19 protein-coding genes are annotated in these 20,057 nt (G+C 74.8%); 14 read left to right on the plus strand and 5 right to left on the minus strand.

The genetic code is table 11. The features are described from left to right. The first annotated feature begins 24 nt into the window (after nt 1-24). From hflX to ABD990_RS27215, 3 genes are all read left to right on the plus strand, one after another. Nucleotides 25-1,647 carry a GTPase HflX gene (gene hflX, locus ABD990_RS27205; protein ID WP_345383601.1) on the plus strand — a complete coding sequence of 541 codons (1,623 nt, stop codon included), beginning with the start codon at nt 25-27 and terminating at the stop codon, nt 1,645-1,647. Next, nucleotides 1,616-2,707: an SMP-30/gluconolactonase/LRE family protein gene (locus ABD990_RS27210; protein ID WP_345383602.1), complete on the plus strand. Its 1,092-nt coding sequence runs from the start codon at nt 1,616-1,618 to the stop codon at nt 2,705-2,707. The genes hflX and ABD990_RS27210 overlap by 32 nt, the downstream gene beginning before the upstream one ends. A 94-nt stretch (nt 2,708-2,801) precedes the next feature. After that, nucleotides 2,802-3,626 carry a universal stress protein gene (locus ABD990_RS27215; protein WP_345383603.1) on the plus strand — a complete coding sequence of 275 codons (825 nt, stop codon included), beginning with the start codon at nt 2,802-2,804 and terminating at the stop codon, nt 3,624-3,626. A 19-nt stretch (nt 3,627-3,645) separates the two neighbouring features. Here the strand turns inward: ABD990_RS27215 and lexA are convergent, their stop codons facing one another. After that, nucleotides 3,646-4,368, minus strand: coding sequence for a transcriptional repressor LexA (gene lexA / locus ABD990_RS27220; RefSeq protein WP_345383604.1), 723 nt, complete (start codon nt 4,366-4,368; stop codon nt 3,646-3,648). Nucleotides 4,369-4,749: 381 nt separating this feature from the next. Here lexA and ABD990_RS27225 point away from each other — a divergent pair, with 381 nt between their 5' ends. From ABD990_RS27225 to ABD990_RS27240, 4 genes are all read left to right on the plus strand, one after another. Then, a complete protein-coding gene (locus ABD990_RS27225; RefSeq protein WP_345383605.1) occupies nt 4,750-5,622 on the plus strand; it encodes a hypothetical protein in 873 nt (290 codons plus the stop codon). A gap of 614 nt (nt 5,623-6,236) precedes the next feature. Next, nucleotides 6,237-6,431 (plus strand): hypothetical protein, encoded by a 195-nt coding sequence (locus tag ABD990_RS27230; RefSeq protein WP_345383606.1) that lies wholly within the window; start codon nt 6,237-6,239, stop codon nt 6,429-6,431. Between the two features lie 630 nt (nt 6,432-7,061). Further along, nucleotides 7,062-7,565, plus strand: coding sequence for a transcriptional regulator NrdR (nrdR, locus tag ABD990_RS27235; protein WP_345383607.1), 504 nt, complete (start codon nt 7,062-7,064; stop codon nt 7,563-7,565). 134 nt (nt 7,566-7,699) lie between these two features. Beyond that, nucleotides 7,700-10,600: a vitamin B12-dependent ribonucleotide reductase gene (locus ABD990_RS27240; RefSeq protein ID WP_345383608.1), complete on the plus strand. Its 2,901-nt coding sequence runs from the start codon at nt 7,700-7,702 to the stop codon at nt 10,598-10,600. Nucleotides 10,601-10,655: 55 nt separating this feature from the next. Here the strand turns inward: ABD990_RS27240 and ABD990_RS27245 are convergent, their stop codons facing one another. Further along, the gene (locus ABD990_RS27245; RefSeq protein WP_345383609.1) at nt 10,656-11,660 is read right to left on the minus strand and encodes an alpha/beta fold hydrolase; all 1,005 of its coding nucleotides are present in this window, start codon (nt 11,658-11,660) and stop codon (nt 10,656-10,658) included. 119 nt (nt 11,661-11,779) lie between these two features. Between ABD990_RS27245 and ABD990_RS27250 the strand changes: the two genes are divergently transcribed. Then, nucleotides 11,780-12,238 carry an NUDIX hydrolase gene (locus tag ABD990_RS27250; protein ID WP_345383610.1) on the plus strand — a complete coding sequence of 153 codons (459 nt, stop codon included), beginning with the start codon at nt 11,780-11,782 and terminating at the stop codon, nt 12,236-12,238. Nucleotides 12,239-12,352: 114 nt separating this feature from the next. Here ABD990_RS27250 and ABD990_RS27255 read toward each other — a convergent pair whose 3' ends face one another. Further along, entirely contained in the window at nt 12,353-13,156 is an 804-nt protein-coding gene (locus ABD990_RS27255; RefSeq protein ID WP_345383611.1) for a transglutaminase-like domain-containing protein, read from the minus strand. Nucleotides 13,157-13,233: 77 nt separating this feature from the next. On the opposite strand from ABD990_RS27255, the gene ABD990_RS27260 reads away from it, so the two are divergent. After that, on the plus strand, nt 13,234-14,211 hold the full coding sequence (locus ABD990_RS27260) for a pirin family protein (protein ID WP_345383612.1): 978 nt from the start codon (nt 13,234-13,236) through the stop codon (nt 14,209-14,211). Nucleotides 14,212-14,226: 15 nt separating this feature from the next. Here ABD990_RS27260 and ABD990_RS27265 read toward each other — a convergent pair whose 3' ends face one another. Then, complete coding sequence (locus tag ABD990_RS27265; protein WP_345383613.1) at nt 14,227-14,439, minus strand: helix-turn-helix domain-containing protein; 213 nt, start codon at nt 14,437-14,439, stop codon at nt 14,227-14,229. A 237-nt stretch (nt 14,440-14,676) separates the two neighbouring features. Between ABD990_RS27265 and ABD990_RS27270 the strand changes: the two genes are divergently transcribed. The 5 genes from ABD990_RS27270 to ABD990_RS27290 all read left to right on the plus strand — a co-directional run bounded on the left by ABD990_RS27270 (nt 14,677) and on the right by ABD990_RS27290 (nt 18,777). Beyond that, nucleotides 14,677-15,384 carry a transglutaminase domain-containing protein gene (locus ABD990_RS27270; protein ID WP_345383614.1) on the plus strand — a complete coding sequence of 236 codons (708 nt, stop codon included), beginning with the start codon at nt 14,677-14,679 and terminating at the stop codon, nt 15,382-15,384. 32 nt (nt 15,385-15,416) lie between these two features. Then, entirely contained in the window at nt 15,417-16,487 is a 1,071-nt protein-coding gene (locus tag ABD990_RS27275) for an MBL fold metallo-hydrolase (RefSeq protein WP_345383615.1), read from the plus strand. Between the two features lie 69 nt (nt 16,488-16,556). Further along, the gene (locus ABD990_RS27280; RefSeq protein ID WP_345383616.1) at nt 16,557-17,453 is read left to right on the plus strand and encodes a hypothetical protein; all 897 of its coding nucleotides are present in this window, start codon (nt 16,557-16,559) and stop codon (nt 17,451-17,453) included. Between the two features lie 232 nt (nt 17,454-17,685). Beyond that, a complete protein-coding gene (locus ABD990_RS27285; protein WP_345383617.1) occupies nt 17,686-18,174 on the plus strand; it encodes a DUF3145 domain-containing protein in 489 nt (162 codons plus the stop codon). A 57-nt stretch (nt 18,175-18,231) separates the two neighbouring features. Continuing rightward, nucleotides 18,232-18,777: a hypothetical protein gene (locus ABD990_RS27290; RefSeq protein WP_345383618.1), complete on the plus strand. Its 546-nt coding sequence runs from the start codon at nt 18,232-18,234 to the stop codon at nt 18,775-18,777. Between the two features lie 14 nt (nt 18,778-18,791). Here ABD990_RS27290 and ABD990_RS27295 read toward each other — a convergent pair whose 3' ends face one another. Continuing rightward, on the minus strand, nt 18,792-20,030 hold the full coding sequence (locus ABD990_RS27295; protein WP_345383619.1) for a beta-ketoacyl-[acyl-carrier-protein] synthase family protein: 1,239 nt from the start codon (nt 20,028-20,030) through the stop codon (nt 18,792-18,794). Between the last annotated feature and the right edge of the window lie 27 nt (nt 20,031-20,057).

Genomic DNA, 20,057 nt, shown 5'->3' on the forward strand with positions numbered 1-20,057 from the left:
AAACGTGGGACAATCGACCTCACGATGACTGAATCCCCCCTGCGCTACACGCCTGCCGACGATGCTCTCGACCCCTCGAGGGGTGAGTTGGAGCTGGAGGAGCGGTCCTCGCTCCGGCGGGTCGCGGGTCTGTCGACCGAGCTCACGGACGTCACCGAGGTCGAGTACCGGCGGCTGCGGCTCGAGCGGGTGGTGCTCGTCGGGGTCTGGACCGAGGGCACCTCCGAGCAGGCCAACGCCTCGCTCCTCGAGCTGGCCCGGCTCGCCGAGACCGCCGGCTCCCAGGTCATGGACGGCCTGGTGCAGCGGCGGAGCAAGCCCGACCCGGCCACCTTCATCGGCTCCGGCAAGGTCGACGAGCTGTCCCACGCCGTGCAGGCCGCCGGCGCCGACACCGTGATCTGCGACGGCGAGCTCTCGCCCGGCCAGCTGCGCCAGCTGGAGGACAGGCTCAAGGTCAAGGTGATCGACCGGACCGCCCTGATCCTCGACATCTTCGCCCAGCACGCCCGCTCGCGGGACGGCAAGGCCCAGGTCGAGCTGGCCCAGCTGTCCTACCTGCTGCCGCGGCTGCGCGGCTGGGGTGAGGCGCTGTCCCGGCAGGTCGGTGGCCGGGCCGCCGGCGGTGTCGGCATCGGTGGCCGCGGCCCCGGTGAGACGAAGATCGAGCTGGATCGCCGGCGCATCCGCCACCGCATGTCGAAGCTGCGGCGCGAGATCGCCGCGATGAGCCGCGTGCGCGACACCCAGCGCGGCTCCCGCCGCCGCAACGACGTGCCCAGCGTCGCGATCGTCGGCTACACCAACGCCGGCAAGTCCTCGCTGCTCAATGCGCTGACGGACGCGGGCGTCCTCGTCGAGGACGCGCTGTTCGCCACCCTGGACCCCACGACCCGCCGCGCGGAGACGCCGGACGGCCGGGTCTACACGCTCACCGACACGGTCGGCTTCGTGCGGCACCTGCCGCACCAGCTCGTCGAGGCGTTCCGCTCCACGTTGGAGGAGGCCGGCCAGGCCGACCTGCTGCTCCACGTGGTCGACGCATCCGACGCGCTGCCCGAGGACCAGATCGCCGCGGTGCGCAAGGTGCTGGTCGAGATCGGCGAGGAGCAGGGCGGGGCCATGCCCGAGGAGCTCCTCGTCGTGAACAAGACGGACGCGGCCGGCGACCTCGCGCTCGCCCGGCTGCGGCACCTGCTGCCCGACGCCGTGTTCGTCTCGGCCCGCCGGGGCGACGGGGTGGCGCGGCTCAAGGCCTGCGTCGCCGAGAAGCTGCCGCGGCCCGAGGTCGACCTCGAGCTGCTCGTGCCCTACACCGAGGGCGGGCTGGTCGCGCGGCTGCACTCGGACGGGGAGGTGCTCGCCTCCGAGCACACCCCGGAGGGCACGCGGCTGCACGTCCGGGTCGGGCCCGAGCTCGCCGTCGCGGCCGTGCCGTTCGCCGTCGGGGGGACCGGGTCGGCCCCCGCCGAGAGGGACGGGGCAGGCTCGCGCGGTGCGAACGGCGCAGCGAACGACTCGACGAACGGCTCGGCCGGCGGGTCCGGGAACGGATCGGTTGACCGGACCGCGAGCGGGACTGCGAAGGGGTCCGGGAACGGGTCCGTGCGCGCCGGTGCCGGGGCGCGCGTCGCTGCGCGCGGCTGAGCGCACCGGCGGCGTCGGGCTCGCGCTCGGGGCCGTCCTCCTGCTGACGCTGCTGCTCGCCGCCCCGGTGAGCGCGGCGCCCGCCGCCCTCGTGCCCCCCGCGCCCGAGGAGCGCTGCACGGTCACCGACCGTCGGCTCGTCGAGCTCTCCGGCCTCGCCGTCGCCCCCGACGGCGGGGTGTGGGCGATGAGCGACGGCGGCAGGCGGGTCGCGCTGCACCGGCTCGACCTCGACACGTGCGCGGTGGTCGGCACCCGGACCGCGCCGCTGGACCCGTACGACGCCGAAGACCTCGCCATCGCGCCCGACGGCGCGTTCTGGGTCGCCGACACGGGCGACAACGACCGGGTCCGGGACACCGTGGCGCTGCTCGTGCTCCCGCCCGACGGCGCTTCGCGGCTGCACCGGCTGACCTATCCCGACGGCCCGCACGACGCCGAGGCCCTCCTGATCGGCGCCGACGGCGTGCCCGTCGTCGTGACCAAGGAGGTCTCCGGCACCGCCGGGGTCTACCGGCCGGCGGGGCCGCTGGCCGAACCCGGTCCGACGCCGCTCGTGCGTGCCGGCTCGGCGGGCTTCCCGCGCTCGGAGACCCGGGGCGGCCCGATCGGCAGCCTCGGCGCCTTCACCGTGACCGGCGGGGCGACGAGCGCGGGCCACGAGGTCGTCGCCCTCCGGACGTACACGGACGCCTGGCTCTACCGCGTGCCGCCCTCCGGGGATCTCGTCGCGGCACTGCAGGGCATGCCGCTGCAGGTCCCGCTCGCGGACGAGCCCCAGGGCGAGGCGCTCGCGTTCCTCGCCGACGGCACCCTGCTCTCCGGCTCCGAGACCCGAGGTGTGGACCGCGGCGCGCTCCGTGCCGTGCCCCGTGCCGTCGAGGCGGCCCTCGCCGCCGCACCCGCGGAACCCACGGCCGCACCGCCGCCCGCGGCGACACCGCCGGAGCCCGCGCCGGACTGGCTGCCCGCCGTGATCGGGGGCGGGGTCGCCGTCGTCGTGCTGGGGCTCCTCGCAGGCGCGATGGCGATGCACGGGCGGCGCCGGTCCCGCGTGTGACGAGCCCGTTAAGGCTGCTCACGGCCCGCGTTCGGACGGCCCCGGTCCGCCTAGGCTGATCACGCCGGGAGGAGGGGGGGCCGCGGTGCCGATCGTGACCGCGTACGAGGACACGCCGGGCGGCCACGACGCCCTGGTCCTCGGCGCGCAGCTGGCCCGGTTGACCGGGCTGACGAACGTCGTCGCGACCGTGTACCCGACGGACGGGCTGGGCTACTCGGCGATGGCCCGCGACCCGCGGTGGCGGGAGAAGATCGAGGAGGTCGCGCGCCGGCGGTTCACCCGGGCGCGGGAGCTGATCGGCGGCTCGTCCGGGCCCGGCGAACCCGAGTTCGCCCCGCTGGGGCCCGGGCCCGCGGCAGTGGTCCTCGCCGACCACGCCGAGGAGATCGGGGCGGCGGTGCTGGTCGTCGGGTCGACGGGCGGGGGACTGCTCGGCCGGCTCGCCCCCGGCGGCACCGTCCAGCGGCTGCTGCCGTCCGCGCGCTGCCCGGTCGCGATCGCGCCCCGGGGTTACCGGCACACCGCCGCGAAGGGGATCACGGTCGTCACGGTGGCCTACGACGGCACCCCGGAGGCCGACCGCGCCGCGGTCCTGGCCGTGCACCTGGCCGGCCGCACCGGTGCGGCGTTGCGGTTCGTGGTGGTCGCGGGGGCCGAGGACGAGGTGCCCGCCGCGACCGAGACCGCGCAGAAGGGGCTGGCCCAGGCACCCGTGGAGATCGACGCGCTCTACGACGTCGTCCTCGGGCGCTCGGTCGCCGAGACCCTGGCCGACCTGCCCGAGCGCACGGACGTCCTGGTCGTCGGCTCGCGCGGCTACCCGCTCATGAAGCGGCTGCTGCTCGGCGGGGTCGCGGGCGTGCTGGTCCGCACCGCCCGCTACCCCGTGGTCGTGGTGCCGCCCCCGGAGCGGTGAGCAGGGGGCGTCCGGGCCCTCAGAGCCGCCGCAGGACGGCGACGACGCGGCCGAGGATGGTCGCCTCGTTGCCGTCGATCGGCTCGTAGGCCGGGTTGGCGGGCATCAGCCAGACCTGCCCGTCCGCGCGTCTGAAGGTCTTGACCGTGGCTTCGCCGTCGATCATGGCGGCGACGATCTCGCCCTGCTCGGCGACGGGCTGCTGGCGCACCACGACCCAGTCCCCGTCCGTGATGGCGGCCTCGATCATCGAGTCGCCCTTGACGTTGAGCAGGAAGAGGGTGCCCTCGCCGACGATCTCGCGCGGCAGCGGGAACACGCTCTCCACCGCCTGCTCGGCCAGGATCGGGCCACCGGCGGCGATGTTGCCGAGCAGCGGCACGAACGCCGGGGCCGGCCGCTCGGCCCGGACCTCGGCGGCCTCGGCGCCGTCCGACTCCTCCTCCGGGCTGCGCACGTCGACCGCGCGGGTCCGGTTGGGGTCGCGCCGCAGGTAGCCCTTGCGCTCCAACGTGCGCAGCTGGTGGTGCACCGACGAGGTGGAGGTCAACCCCACCGCGTCCCCGATCTCCCGGACGCTCGGCGGGTAGCCGAAGCGCTCCACCCAGTCCCGGATCACCTCGAGCACCTTGCGCTGCCGGGGGGTGAGGCCCACCGGGTCCGCCGGCGGATCCGGGAAGGCGCGCACCTGTCCGGGCTCCCGGCCGGCCTCGCCGGCGCCGCCGGACTCGTCCCGTGCCATCTGCCTGCCGCCTCCTCGTGTGCCTGTCTCGTGCTCCGTCGAGCCGGTCGTGCCGGCCCGTGCTCCGTGCCGCGCCGTCCCCGGGCCCGTTCCGCCCGCCCGGTCCCGCGCACTTCCGGTGCAGGTGTCCGGGACGCCGGTCGCGTGCCCGCTCCTGCGGGCCGTACTCCCGGGTGCCGGACGCGGGTGCGTGCCGGTGTCGGTCGCGGGCCCGGACGGCCCGCCCGGGCGCCCCGGGTGGTCCGTCGGCTTCGGACGGTAGCCCGGATCCGGCCGATCGCCAAACACATGTTCGAACGACACGCCGATCGTGTCGGCGCGGACCCGTGACGTCCCGTCGCGGCGGTGGTAGAAATTCGCACAGGCGTTCGATTCGAACATGTGTGCGAGATCCGGCTGCTGAGCGGCGCGGACTGGCTGGAGGGGGTCGCCGTGAACGGCGCGGGGATCGCGGAGGGCGTGGCGGACGGGCGGCGGGGCGGTGCCCTGAGCGGCGCGCGGATCGGCGGCGGCCGCGGCGTGTCGCGGGCACTCGGCGAGGGCGTGGGCGTGGTCGAGGGCGAGGGCGTGGTCGAGGGCGGGCAGGCACCTCCGGCCGGTGCGCGGGAGCGAGCGGTCGCGCTCGAGGCCCGCCGCGCCCGCGCAGGGACGCCCGTGGACGGGCGGGGTGAGGCGGGATTCGACCGTGGCCCGCGCCCGGTCCGCCCCGCCCGGACCTCCCGCCGGGCCCGGCGGGCCGCTTCGATGACCGCCCCGATGACCGCCCCGACGGCCGGCCCGCTCGCCGCGCCGACGCCGCGGTCCGCCCCGCCTGCCGTGGGGGCGCGGGCCCGGCCGGTGCGCTCGGGTCCGGGCGCCGCGGTGGTCGGCCCAGGGGTGCGACGGGGCGCAGACGTCGGACGCCCCGCCGTGCGCGTGCTGCCCCGGGCCGTGCCCGCGGCGCGATACCGCCTGCGGCGCGCGGTGGCGGTGGTGGCGATCGCGCTCGCCTCCGCGGCGGTCGTGGTCGTACTGGGGCTCCTGGCCGGGGTGGCAGGGGACGCCCACGCCCGCGCGGCCGTGCCGGCGGGCACCGCGCAGGCGGTGGTCGAGCCGGGGGAGTCGGTGTGGGACGTCGCCCGGCGGGTGGTCCCGCCCGACACCGCCCGGGCAGCGGGCACCGTGGCGGTCGTGGAGCGGATCGCGGCGGAGAACGACCTGCCGGTGGACGCGGCGCCGCTGCCCGCGGGGCTGGTCCTGCGCGTCCCCGCGTGAGGGAGCGGCTCGTCGTGACCCCGGTCACGGCGGGCACCGGTTTTTGTCGGTGGTGGTTGATAGGAATCGCACACGCGTTCGACCGGTGGCCCGGGCATCCGGCTCGGGTGGGGTCGGCGCGGTTGGGGGAGGTCGTCATGGACTCCAGGAGTGCAGCGCTGGCCGAGGTGCCGGGTGGCGCCCGGGCCGGCGCGGCGGGAGCGCCTGGTGGAGGTGCGCACGCGCGCCGTGGCGCGGTCGGCCAGGTCGAGCGGCGGGCCGAGGCGCGGCCGGGCGCTCACCGGCCGCGGCAGGCAGGCCCAGCGGGTCACGGGCACGTCCCGGCCCGTGGCTCCGGTGTGCCTCCGCACGGCGTCCGTGGCCGCTCCGGCGCGGCACCGGAGCGGGTCCTCGGCGCCTACGCGTCGGGAGCCCGGGCTCCGGGAGCCCGGGCTTCGGGGTCCCGGGCGTCGGGGTCTCTGGTGTCGGGATCCCGGGTGTCGGGATCCCGGGCGCCGGAGGTGCCGCCGTCGGGGGTCCGGGCGCGGCTGGTTCGCCCGACCGACGGTCCCGCCGTGGTGCCCGGGTGCCGGCCTGTCACCCGACCCCGCCCGGCCCTCGCGGACTCGCGCTGCGTGGCGCCCCGGCGCCCCCGGCTCTCGCCCCTCTCCCGGCTCTCGCGCTACGAGCGCACGGGTGGGGCCCGGCGGCTGGCCGGCGAGGCGCGCACCGGCGTGGTCGACCGCGCGTTGGCGGTCGTGGCCGTCGCGCTCGCCTCGGCCACGGTCGTGGTCGTGCTCGGACTGCTCGCCGACCTCGCCGCGCGATGAGCGCCGCCCGGAGCGGGCGGATCGCCGGGTCGCCCGGGGTGGGCGGAGCGACGGATCACCGCGCGGGTAGGGGGCCGCGGTCACCGTGGCCGTCCGGCGGATCGGCGAGTGGCCCCTCGAAGGGTCGGGGCGCAGAGGCGTCCGAAGTGGAAGAGGCGCCGACCGGGCACGCGGAACGGGTGGGGCTCGTGAGCGACCGTGTGAGTGGTGGGGGCAACTGGCCCGGCACGGTGCGTGTCGAGGTATCCCGACACGCCGATGATCACGACACGCCGCGAATGCGGTCGGGCGCGTTCCCCGCAGTTCACCCGCGTGTCGCCGATAGGGCGAACGGTCCCGGCGGCGTCCGTCCCCGTGGCGGCCCCTTCGGTGTCCGTCCGCGGGTTCGTCGGAGGCGGGCGTGACCTGCGGAGCGTCACGGGGTGTCGCGGCCCGGCCACCGGGGCACCCGGGGACGGGGCGGCCGCGCCCGGCGTGAGAGGTTCCCTCCCGATCGGGGGAAGTCCGCACGACCCGCTGCACGGAGATGGCGCGACCCCTAGATGTTGTGGTTACATCCGTGTCGTTCGCCCACAGATTGGGTTCGACCCAGGTCGGACCGTCGGGCGCGTCGAGTCGGGGGAGGTCCGCATGCGGTGCCCGTTCTGCCGTCACACGGACTGCAAGGTGATCGACTCCCGCGAGGTCGACGAGGGCGCGGCGACCCGTCGCCGCCGCTCCTGCCAGGGCTGTGGGAAGCGCTTCACCACCGTCGAGGAGCCCGTGCTCGCGGTGCTGAAGCGCAGTGGTGTCACGGAGCCGTTCAGCCGCGAGAAGGTCGTGAGCGGCGTGCGCCGGGCCTGCCAGGGCCGGCCGGTCGACGAGGACGCGTTGCAGAAGCTCGCGCACCGCGTCGAGGAGGCCGTCCGGGCGGGCGGGACCGCGGAGATCCCCAGCCACGAGGTGGGGCTGGCGATCCTCGGTCCGCTGAAGGAGCTCGACGAGGTGGCGTACCTGCGCTTCGCGAGCGTGTACCGCTCCTTCTCGTCCATCGAGGACTTCGAGAAGGAGATCGCCGATCTGCGGAGGGCGGCTGCCGGGGAAGCAGCCGACCGGCGGGATCGGGCCGGGCGGGGTGCGGGGCCGACCGGGTAGGGGGTCCGCGGGGACCAGTGGGGCCGACCCGGACTACGGAAGTCGAGCCGACCCCGATCTCGCACGCAGGACACCGTCCGTCGCCCCAGCCGGCGGAGGGTGCAGCACATGGTCGGATGCGAATGAGGGAGAGCATGACGGAGACCGTCGGGGCGGAGTCCGCCGGAAGCGCCGCGAGCGCCGGTGCCAAGGGCACGGGGGGCTCTGCGGGGGGAACGGGTCGTGGCCGGGCCGGTAAGCCCGGCAAGCAGGGCGTCAGGCGCGGTCTGACCGTCGAGCGGCTCCACACCACTCCGGGGGTGCACCCGTACGACGAGGTCACCTGGGAGCGTCGGGACGTCGTCATGACGAACTGGCGCGACGGCAGCGTGAACTTCGAGCAGCGGGGCGTCGAGTTCCCCGACTTCTGGTCGATCAACGCCACCAACATCGTGACCAGCAAGTACTTCCGCGGCGCCGTCGGCTCCCCGCAGCGCGAGTCCAGCCTGCGCACGCTGATCGACCGGGTCGTCGGGTCCTACCACCGCGCGGGCGTCGAGCACGGGTACTTCGCGACGGACTCCGACGCCGAGATCTTCGCCCAGGAGCTCACCTGGATGCTGCTGCACCAGGTGTTCAGCTTCAACTCGCCGGTGTGGTTCAACGTCGGCACCGCCTCGCCGCAGCAGGTCAGCGCCTGCTTCATCCTCTCGGTCGACGACACCATGGAGTCGATCCTGAACTGGTACCGGGAGGAGGGCCTGATCTTCAAGGGCGGCTCCGGTGCCGGCCTCAACCTCTCCCGCATCCGCTCCTCCAAGGAGCTGCTGTCCTCCGGCGGCACCGCCTCCGGCCCCGTCTCCTTCATGCGCGGTGCCGACGCGTCCGCCGGCACCATCAAGTCCGGCGGCGCCACCCGCCGGGCCGCGAAGATGGTCGTGCTGGACGTCGACCACCCGGACATCGAGGAGTTCGTCCAGACCAAGGCCAAGGAGGAGGCCAAGATCCGCGTCCTGCGGGACGCGGGCTTCGACATGGACCTGGGCGGCTCGGACATCACGTCGGTGCAGTACCAGAACGCCAACAACTCGGTCCGCGTCACGGACGAGTTCATGCAGGCGGTCGAGGTCGGCACCGACTTCGGGCTCCGCTCCCGAACCACCGGCGAGATCATCGAGCGCACGGACGCCCGGACGCTGTTCCGCGGCATCGCCCAGGCCGCCTGGGAGTGCGCCGACCCGGGCCTGCAGTACGACGACACGATCAACGACTGGCACACCTGCCCGGAGTCGGGCCGGATCAGCGCGTCGAACCCGTGCTCGGAGTACATGCACCTGGACAACTCCAGCTGCAACCTGGCCTCGCTGAACCTGCTCAAGTTCCTGGGCGAGGACGGCCGGTTCGACGGCCCGCGCTTCGCCCGCGCCGTCGAGCTGATCATCACCGCGATGGACATCTCGATCTGCTTCGCGGACTTCCCGACGGAGCCGATCGCCGACACCACGCGCAAGTTCCGGCAGCTGGGCATCGGCTATGCCAACCTCGGCGCGCTGCTCATGGCCACCGGCCACGCGTACGACTCCGAGGGCGGCCGGTCGCTCGCCGCCTCGATCACCTCGCTGATGACCGGCGCGGCCTACAAGCGCTCCGCCGAGCTCGCCGGCGTCGTCGGCCCGTACGAGGGCTACGCCCGCAACGCCGAGTCGCACCAGCGCGTCATGCGCAAGCACGCCGCGGCGAACGACGGCTACCGCACCTTCCCCGCCAGCACCGCGATCCAGAAGCTGGCCACGATCACGTGGAAGGAGGCGCTGGCCACCGGCGAGAAGAACGGCTGGCGCAACGCCCAGGCCTCCGTGCTGGCGCCCACCGGCACCATCGGCCTGATGATGGACTGCGACACGACCGGCATCGAGCCGGACCTGGCGCTGGTCAAGTTCAAGAAGCTGGTCGGCGGCGGCTCCATGCAGATCGTCAACCAGACCGTGCGCCGCGCACTCGACCAGCTCGGCTACCAGGCCGAGCAGGCCGAGGCGATCGTCGAGTACGTCGCCGAGCACGGGCACGTCGTCGACGCGCCGGGCCTGCGCCCGGAGCACTACGAGGTGTTCGACTGCGCCATGGGCGAGCGCTCCATCGCGCCGATGGGGCACGTGCGGATGATGGCGGCGGTCCAGCCGTTCCTCTCCGGCGCGATCTCCAAGACGGTCAACATGCCGGAGGCCGCGACGGTCGACGACGTCGAGAAGATCTACCTCGAGGGCTGGCGGCTCGGCCTCAAGGCGCTCGCGATCTACCGCGACAACTGCAAGGTCGGCCAGCCGCTGTCGGCGGGCAAGAAGGCCACGTCGTCCTCGCAGGCCGACAAGGCCGAGGCGGAGCCGCAGGTCGTCGTCGAGCAGCGGCCGGTCCGCAAGCGGCTGCCGAAGAAGCGCCCGAGCCAGACCGTGTCCTTCACGGTCGCGGGCGCCGAGGGCTACCTGACGGCCGGCAGCTACCCGGACGACGGGCTGGGCGAGATCTTCGTCAAGCTCGGCAAGCAGGGCTCGACCCTGGCGGGCGTCATGGACGCCTTCTCCATGTCGATCTCGGTCGGTCTGCAGTACGGCATCCCGCTGGAGTTCTACGTCTCGAAGTTCTCCAACCTGCGCTTCGAGCCGGCGGGCATGACGGACGACCCGGACGTCCGCATCGCCACCTCGGTGCTGGACTACCTGTTCCGTCGCCTGGCACTCGACTACCTGCCCTACGAGAAGCGCGCCCAGCTGGGCATCTTCTCGGCGGCGGAGCGGGCGTCCCAGGTGGAGCAGGACTACGGCCCGGCCGATGTGGACCTCGACGCGGTGCGGTCCAGCGTGGACGTCAACCCGGCCCCGATCGAGCCGGCCGGTGTGGATCCGGCGCCGGTCGAGGTCGGCAGCTCCACCGAGCTGCTGGAGCTGCGGCTGGGCAAGGCGGCCGACGCACCGCTCTGCCTCACCTGCGGTACCAAGATGCGCCCCGCGGGCTCCTGCTACCTCTGCGAGGGCTGCGGCTCCACCAGCGGCTGCAGCTGAGCCGGACCTGACGGACGGCCCCGCCCCGCGTCCCGGAGCGGGGCCGTGCCGCGGGTCAGGTCGCGGAGCGTTGGGCGGAGGGCTCGACCGAGGCGACCGTGTCCGGCGTGGCGCGCAGGAGCTGACGCCACTGCTCCGGGCTCCAGCGGGCGGGTTCGGTGCCGCCGAGGAACTCCTCGAGCAGCCCGACGAAACGCTGCGGGTCGGTGTGGAAGGGGAAGTGCCCGGCGTCGGGGAAGATCTCCAGCCGGCTGCCGGGCATGGCCTCGTGGGCGCGGTGCCCGTGCTCGACCGGCACGATCGCGTCGTGCGCGCCCCAGATCAGCAGCGTCGGCATGCCGCGGGTGAGGTAGCAGCGGTCGAGCATCGTGACGACCTGCCCGCGCCAGTCGACGACGGCACGCAGGGTGCGGATGAAGGCCGCGCGGGAGGTCGCGTCGGGCAGGGCGTCGACCACCCGGAGCATGTCGGGCGCGTCCCGGCCCAGGCCCGTGCCCAGCACCCGCAGGGCCTCGACGACCGCGCCCACCTGCCAGCGCATGGCCGGCAGCCGCAGCGCGTGCAAGGCCGCCGTCGCACCGGGCAGCGTCATGGCCCGCAGCACCGGGTTGACCTCGGGGCCCGCGCCGCCGCTGCCGACCAGCACCAGGCGCTCGGTGCGGTCGGGGAACTGGTAGGCGAACTGCATGGCGACGCCGCCGCCGAGCGAGTGCCCGACGAGGGTCGCGCGGCGGATCCCGAGCACGCCGAGCAGGTCGCGGACGCCGTTGGCGTAGGCGGCGACCGAGTAGTCCGCGCGCGGCTTGTCCGAGCGGCCGTGGCCGAGCAGGTCGGGCGCGATGACGAGGTGGCGGCGCGCGAGCGCCGGGATGACCGACTCCCAGGTCGTGGAGTTGTCGCCGATGCCGTGGATGAGCACGACCGCCGGCCCCGAGCCGGCGACGCGGAAGGCCCGCCGGTAGCCGTGGACGGTGCGGAAGCGCAGGTCGGCGTCCCGCGGCGGGACCGCGCCGAGCCGGCCGCCGGCCGAGCGGATGCGTGGGCGGGCCGAACCGGCCATGGGTGTCACCTCCCGCGCTCGCGTCGAGCGTGACGCTAGGCGCGGGTCGTTACCGCCGTGTTGCCCTGACGTGCAGTGACCGGATCCCGTGACGGGTGCGCGGGACCTACGGTGGATCGGTGACCCCGCGCTACCAGCTCGTGCCCGCCGCCTACGTCGTCCTGCGCCGCGATCCGGACGAGATCCTGCTGCAGCTGCGGCAGAACACCGGGTTCCGCGACGGCTTCTGGGCCACGGCGGCGGCCGGCCATGTCGAGAAGGGCGAGTCCGTGCTCGCGGCGGCGGTGCGGGAGGCACGGGAGGAGCTGGGGGTCGAGATCACACCGGGGGACCTGCAGCCGGTGACCGCGATGCACCGCACGGAGGCCACCGGCGACCCGATCGACGAGCGCGTCGACTTCTTCTTCACCTGCCGCCGCTGGACGGGCACGCCGCGGCTGCTGGAGACCGCCAAGGCCGCCGACCTGGGCTGGTTCCCGCTCGACGCCCTGCCCGATCCCGTCGTCCCGCACGAGCGGGCGGTGTTCGAGTCGCTGCGCGCCGGCGGACCGCCGGCGATCACGACGCACGGGTTCTGAGGGCCGATCCCGCGGGGACGCTCGACCCGGCGGCCCGGTGTTCGCCGGTCCCGTGCACCCAGGGCGGGGCGAGCGGCCGTCAGCGCACGCGATCAGCGGCCGCGACGGCCCCCGTCACCCCAACTGCACCACCGCGTCGGGATCCTCCTTGGGCAGCTCGTCGACCACGGCCATGACCTGCATCGACGTCAGCTCGACCACGCCGTGGTGGGTGGTGAGGAAGGCTGTGTCGGCGGCGTCGCGTCCCGTGTGGATGCGCAGCATCGAGGCCCGTGGGGCGAGCCCGGTCGCGTCGACCACGACCCACCGCGACCCCGTCCACGCCTCGACCACCGCGTGGAAGTCCATCGGGAAGAGCCCCGGCGCGTAGACGGCGACGAGCCGCGCGGGTACGTCGAGCGCCCGCAGCAGGGTGACGACGAGGTGCGCGTAGTCCCGGCAGACGCCCTCGCCGAGGAGGAGGGTGTCGACGGCGTCGTCCGTCGGCTTGCTCGACCCGCCGACGTAGGAGAGCCGGTTCCGCACCCATCCGGTCACGGCCGCGATCCGCGCCTCCGCCCCCTCGACCGACCCGAACTCGCGGCTCGCGGTGGCCAGCAGCCGGTCCGACGGGCAGTACCGGCTGGGCCGCAGCGCCACCAGCCGGTCCATCTCCTCGGCCAGGGGCGCGGCCGGGAACTCCTGCCGCCCCTCGACGGCGGCGACGTACTCCACCACCAGCTCGCCCGGCGCGCACTCGAGCACGTGCGTACGCCCGCCGTGCCCGGCGTCGAGCTCGCGTGGCGGGTCGAGCACGGTGTCGTCGAGGGTGAGGGTGAGCCGTTCCGAGCTCGCCCCTCCGGCGACGGCGATCTGCAGCGCCATCAGCGCGGGCTCGGAGACGGTCAGCTGCAGCCGGGCGGTCACGTCGCGTCGCATCGCGGGCAGTCTGTCAGGCCGGTGTGACGAGAACGTGTCGGCGGGTGCCCGTATCGTCGGGGTCGGGGGGTGGTCGCATGAGCAACATGACGGCGGAGCCGCGGGTCACGGTGTGCGAGTCGTGGGCGACCGGTGGCCCGGTGAGCGAGCTGATCGAGCCGCGCCGGGTGCAGCTGGGGGAGAGCACACAGGTCCGTCGGCTGCTGCCGAGCCTGGGCCGGCGGATGGTCGGGGCGTGGTGCTTCGTCGACCACTACGGGCCGGACGAGATCGCGGCCGAGCCGGGCATGCAGGTCGCCCCGCACCCGCACATCGGGCTGCAGACGGTGAGCTGGCTGCTCGACGGGGAGGTGCACCACCGCGACTCGCTGGGGAGCGACGCGCTGGTCCGCCCCGGTGAGCTCGGCCTGATGACCGCGGGCCGCGGCATCGCGCACTCCGAGCAGTCCCCGGACCCGCACTCGCCGCTGCTGCACGGCGCGCAGCTGTGGATCGCCCTGCCGGGGGAGGAGCGTGCGATCGGGCCCCGCTTCGAGCACCACACCGACCTGCCGCAGGTCACCGCGCACGGTCTGAGCGCCACCGTCCTGCTGGGCCGGCTGGGCGAGGCGGCCTCCCCGGGCCGGGTGCACAGCCCGCTCCTGGGGGTCGACGTCCGGTTGGCGCCCGGCGCGGCCGGCGCGCTGCCGCTGGAGCCGGACTTCGAGCACGCGGTCCTCACGGTGTCCGGTGCCCCGGAGGTCGACGGCCGCATCCTGGCCCCCGGCACCCTGCTCTACCTCGGCACCGGCCGGCGGGAAGTCCCGCTGCGCGCCGAGCCGGAGAGCCGGTTCCTGCTGCTCGGGGGCGTGCCCTTCGCGGACCAGCTGGTCATGTGGTGGAACTTCGTGGGGCGCAGCGGCGAGGAGGTCGCCGAGGCGCGGGCCCAGTGGCAGGCGGAGATCGCCGGGGGCGCCGACCACCGCTTCGGCGCCGTCACCGGGTACGAGGGCCTGCCCCTCGCCGCGCCCGAGCTGCCCCCGACCCCGCTCAGGCCGCGGGGCCGCGAGCGCTGAGTCGCCGAGGCGCGCTCACCCCGCCTCGTACCGGGCGGCCGCGATGAGCTCCTCCACCGCGCTCGTCTGCACCCGGAAGGAGCGGCCGAAGCGCACCGCCGGGAGCTCGCCGCTGTGCACGAGGCGGTACACGGTCATCTTGGACACGCGCATACGCTCCGCCACCTCGGCCACGGTGAGGAACGGAGCGCCGATCACGTCCGGGTGGTCCCGATCCCCTGTTGCCATGCCGTGCGCCCTCCGTGCCGTCGGCGCCGCGCCCTCGTCCGGGCCCGGCGCGCTCACCTGTGGTGTTCCCGTGCGGAACCCTAGACGACCCAGCGTCACCGTCCGGGTGGTTCCGAGTGTCCCGAACGAGTGGAAACGGTGCGTTCCGCAACGGATCGTCACCGATGATCGACGCAGGGTGCGCGCCGTGGCTCGTCACGAAGGGCGAGGACCGGGCGAGCGCCTACGCTGCGACGGGTGAGCACCGCCGCCGACGCCGCGAACGACGCCGCCGACCCCGTCCTGCCGGAGCACCTCGCCCCCGGCGGCTTCGTCGACTCCGACTCGCCGGAGGTCCGCGCCTTCGCCACCCGTGCCGCCGGCGCGGCCACCGATCCCGTCGAGGTGGCCTCGCGGCTGTTCGAGGCCGTCCGGGACGGGATCTGGTACGACCCGCACCACCTGTCCACCGATCCCGCCGACCACCGGGCGAGTGCGGTGGCCGAGGCCCCGAGCAACTGGTGCGTGCCGAAGGCGGTCCTGCTCGCGGCGGCCGCGCGGGCCCGCGGGATCCCGGCCCGGCTGGGCTTCGCCGACGTCCGCAACCACCTCACGACCCCGCGGCTGCGCGAGCGGATGGGCTCGGACGTCTTCGTCTTCCACGGCTACACGGACCTGCACGTCGACGGCCGCTGGGTGAAGGCCACCCCGGCGTTCAACGCGGAGCTGTGCGCCCGCTTCGGGGTCTCGCCCATCCCGTTCGACGGCCGCACGGACGCCCTCATGCACGAGTTCTCCGGCGACGGCAGCCGCTACATGGAGTACGTGCACCACCGGGGCGTGTTCACCGACCTGCCGCTCGACCTGATCCTCGGCACCTTCGACGAGTTCTACGGGCACGGCCGGATGACCGGCGGCGGCGTCGACGGTGCAGAGGGTGCGGAACCCGACACCTTCGTCCGCTAGAAATGAACGATCGTTCGACTAGTATTCGGCGGGTGGTAGCTCCGACCGTCACCGACGACGACCCGAGCCTCTCCGGCGGCGACTGGACCGAGTCCGGCGTGTTCCGCGTGGCGGAGGGCGTCTACCGGATCCCCCTCCCGCTCCCCAACGACGGCCTGCGCGCGGTCAACGTCTACGCCGTCGCCGACGAGCGCGGGGGCGACCCCGGCTGGACGCTGGTCGACTCCGGCTGGGCGCTCGAGGAGTCCCGCGCCCTGCTCGAGAAGGCCATGCGCGCGCTGGGCTCGGACCTGCGCGAGGTGCGCCGGTTCCTCGTCACGCACTCCCACCGCGACCACTACACGCAGGCGGTCACCGTCCGCCGCGAGTTCGGCGCCGAGGTGCTGATCGGGGCGGGCGAGCGGGTCAACCTGGAGCGCGTCGTCGACCCCGGCCACACCGAGACGGACAACTCCGTCCCGCGGCTGCGCCGGGCCGGCGCGCCGAAGCTCGCCGCCGCCTTCGAACGGGCCGGCCGCGACCACGTGCGCGACATGAGCGGCTGGCTCCTGCCGGACGGCTACCTCGAGGACCGCAGCACGGTCGTCGTCGGCGAGTCGCGCACCCTCGAGGTGATCGAGACGCCCGGGCACACGCGCGGGCACGTGGTGTTCGCCGACGACGCGAACGACCTCCTCTTCGCCGGTGACCACGTCCTGCCCCGGATCACCCCGTCGATCGGCCTGGAGCCGGTGCCGACCGCGAGCCCGCTGTCGGCCTTCCTGACCTCGCTGCAGCTGATCCGGGAACGGCCCGACGCGGCGCTGCTGCCGGCGCACGGTGCGGTCGGGCGACGGGTGCACGAGCGGGTCGACGAGCTGCTGGCGCACCACGGCGCCCGGCTCGACGCCTCGCTGGCCGCCGTGCGGGAGGGCCGGCACACGCCGTACCTGGTCGCGCAGGCGCTGCCGTGGACGCGGCGGAACCACGCGCTCGCCGACCTCGACCGGTGGAACGCCATGCTCGCGATCCTGGAGACCCAGCACCATCTCGAGGTGCTCGTCGAACGGGGCGCCCTCACTCGGACGGAGCAGGAGGGCGTTCTGCACTACGCCCTCCCCTGACCTCGGACGGCCCAGGACACGCCGGGGCCGTTGGGTCACCTGGCGTAATTCACCCCGTACTCTCCGTGCATGCTCTCGATCCGGGGCGTGCTCGGCGGGCTCGTGGCGACCTTGCTCGCCGTCGGCCTCGCCGTCGGCGCGGGAAGCGGGGGCGAGGCGGCCGCGCCGTCGCCGTCCCCCGTGCCGGTGTGCGCCGAGACCGGGCCGTACGCGCCCCCGCCGCCGGACAGCGTCGGCACGCCGGCGGGGCTGCGGCTCTGTCCCGTCCGCGCCGCCCTGGAGGTCCGGACGCCCGGGGCCGTGCTCGACGGGCTCGACCTCACCGGCGGCGTGGTGGTCGCCGCCCCCGGCGTGGTCGTCCGCCGCAGCCGCATCACCGGCGACGGCACCACCGCGGCCGGGATCCGGACGGTCGAGGGCGGCTCGGTCCGGATCGAGGACACCACGCTCACCGGAGAGTTCACCGACGTCGCCCTCGACGGGCCGGACTGGGTGGCCGAGCGCATCGAGATGACCGCGGTCCGGGTCGACGGCGCGCGGCTCGGCCCCGGCGCGACCCTGCGCAACAGCTGGCTGCACGACTTCGCGCCGCACCCCGGCCGCGCGGTCGACGCGATCACCCTCGCCGCCCCGGAGGGCGACGTGCTGGTCGAGGCGAACCGCGTCCGGCTCGGCATCGGGCCCGGCCTCGGCAGCGCCGTGCTGGTCGACCCCGTCGAGGCGGCGCGGCACGAGAGCGCCGGCGAGCGAAGGCCCGAGCGGCGGGGTCCGGTGGTCGTCCGCGACAACGAGCTGGGCGGCGGCGAGTACACGGTGCTGCGCGACGCGGCCGCGGCGCCGCTCGCGATCCTGCGGATCACCGGCAACCGGTTCCACCGGGACGCCGGCGCGGCGCCGCTGCGGGTCCGGGGCGCCGCGGAGCTCCGGGACAACGTCTTCGTCGACGGGGGAGAGGTGCGCCGATGAGCGTTCCGGCCACGAGGACGCGCCCGGGCGCGCGCCTACTCGATCGACACTCCCGGGAGCGTGCGACACGCCGCAGCCACCGTCCAGTGCTGGCAGACGGGAGCGGGATCGGGCAGAGTGATCACGCACAGTTCCATCCCGTCCGGGCCGGAGGACCCGGAACGCCGGCCGACGCCGACGACCGTGGACGTAGGGGAAGACGATCCACGTCTGTCAGAAGCGGAGGTCTGCAGTGAGCACACGCGGCGTGGTCCACGTCCACTCGTCGCCGACTGCGGTCTGCCCGCATGTCGAGTGGGCGGTGTCGGGCGTCCTCGGGACACGGGTGACGCTCCAGTGGAGTGCGCAGCCGGCCGTACCCGGTCAGCTGCGCGCGGAGTTCAGCTGGACGGGTCCGGTGGGCAGCGGCGGCGCCCTCGCCGGTGCACTGAGAGCGTGGCCGATGCTGCGCTTCGAGGTCACCGAGGAGCCCAGCACGGGTGTCGACGGTCAGCGGTTCTGCCATGTCCCGGGGCTGGGGCTGTGGACGGGCCGGATGAGCGCCAACGGCGACGTGCTCCTGGGCGAGGACCAGCTGCGCACGATCATCGCGGACGGCCCCGCGTCGATGCTCGCCTCGCGCATCTCCGACGCCCTGGGTGAGGCGTGGGACGCCGAGCTCGAGGCCTGCCGGTTCGCGGGGGACGGCGCGCCGGTCACCTGGTTGCACCAGGTCGGCTGATCCCGGTCGGCCCGTGTCTGCTCCGTCCGGAGCAGTGATCTCGGGCAGACTGTCCCCGTGCGGAATGCGGTGGCGGTCGCGACGGCGGGAGCGCTCGCGCTGGTGGTGGCCGCGGCGGCGGCCGCGGCCTGGCTCATCGGCGGGCGGGCCTTCGAGGCGGGGGCACCCACGGACGCACCCGCCGCGGTGCCGGAAACCGGCGCCGGCCCCGCGACCGTCGAACTGAGTCACGACGCCCTCATGCACCCGCAGCACCTCGCCGTGCGCGAGCGGCTGCAGGCCTACTTCGACGCGATCAACGCGCGCGACCACGCGGCCTGGGCGGCCACCGTGACCCCGGAGCGGGCCGCCGCGCAGCCCGCCGAGACCTGGCTGGCGGGGGTGCGCAGCACGCAGGACGGCACGATCCGCGTGGACCGGATCGAGCCGGCACCGGGCGGTGTCCTGGCGCTGGTGCGCTTCACGAGCACGCAGGACCCGGCCGACGCGCCGCCGGACCTGCGGGTGGACCGCATCTGCTGGCGCGCCGCCCTCCCGATGACCGGCGCCGCCCTCGCGATCGGCGCCGGCTCACCGGGGAGCACCCTCTCCCGGCCCTGTTGACCGGGCGGGTGCGGCTACTTCGTGAACAGCAGGCTGGCGTTGTGGCCGCCGAAGCCGAAGGAGTTGTTCACCGCGGCGGTGAGGTCCATCTTGCGCGGCTCGCCCGCCACGACGTCCAGGTCGACCTTCGGGTCCTTGTCCTCGAGGTTCAGCGTGGCCGGGATGATCCCGTCCCGCACGGAGAGGAGGGCGATCAGACCCTCGACCGCGCCCGCGCCGCCGACGAGGTGCCCCATCGAGGCCTTCGGCGCGGTGAGCACCGGGTGGTCGCCGAGCGCCTTCTTGATGGCGTTCGCCTCGCCCACGTCCCCGACCACGGTGGACGTCGCGTGGCAGTTCACGTGCCCGACGTCCGAGGGTTCCAGGCCCGCGGTCCGGACCGCGTTGAGCATCGCCCGGCCCTGCCCGCCGCCCTCGGGGTCCGGACCCGTGATGTGGTAGGCGTCCGAGGTCAGCCCGATGCCCGCGAGGGTGCCGTGGATCGTGGCGTTCCGGGCCTCGGCGAACTCGCGCCGCTCCAGGACCAGCACGCCCGCGCCCTCGCCGAGCACGAACCCGTCCCGCCCGGTGTCGAACGGCCGGGACGCCTCCTGCGGGGCGTCGTTGCGCTGCGACAGGGTCCGGGCCTGGACGAACCCGGCGACGGTGATCGGCGCGATGCAGGCCTCCGCCCCACCCGCGACCACGACGTCGACCTCGCCCGCCTTGAGCAGCCGCCACGCCCAGGCCATGGCCTCGGCGCCGGTCGCGCAGGCGGACGCGGGGGAGTGCACCCCGCCCCTCGCGCCGATCTCCAGCGAGATCAGCGCCGCGGGCCCGTTGGGCATCAGCATCGGCACGACCAGCGGCGAGACCTTGCGCAGGCCGTCGGCCTCCAGCAGGTCGTCCTGGTCCAGCAGGGTGGTCACGCCGCCGATGCCGGTGCCGACGACCACCGCCAGCCGGGTCGGGTCGACCTTCGGCTCCTCGCCCTTCTCGACGGCCAGGCCCGCGTGCGCCCACGCCTCCCGCGCCGCGATCACCGCGACCTGCTCGCAGCGGTCCATCCGGCGGGCCTGCACGCGGGACAGGACCTCGGTGGGCTCCACGGCGAGCTGCGCGGAGATCTTGACGGGCAGGTCGTGCTTGTCCACCCACTCACCCGTGGTGTGCCCCACGCCGGACTTGCCGGCGAGCAGGGCGTCCCAGGTGGAGGCGGCGTCCCCGCCGAGCGGGGTCGTCGCGCCGTAGCCGGTGACGACGACGTCGGTCATGGATGGCCTTTCTGGCGAGCGGGCGGG

The organism is Pseudonocardia yuanmonensis, assembly GCF_039542425.1.
In the GTDB taxonomy this organism is placed as follows: Bacteria; Actinomycetota; Actinomycetes; order Mycobacteriales; family Pseudonocardiaceae; genus Pseudonocardia; species Pseudonocardia yuanmonensis.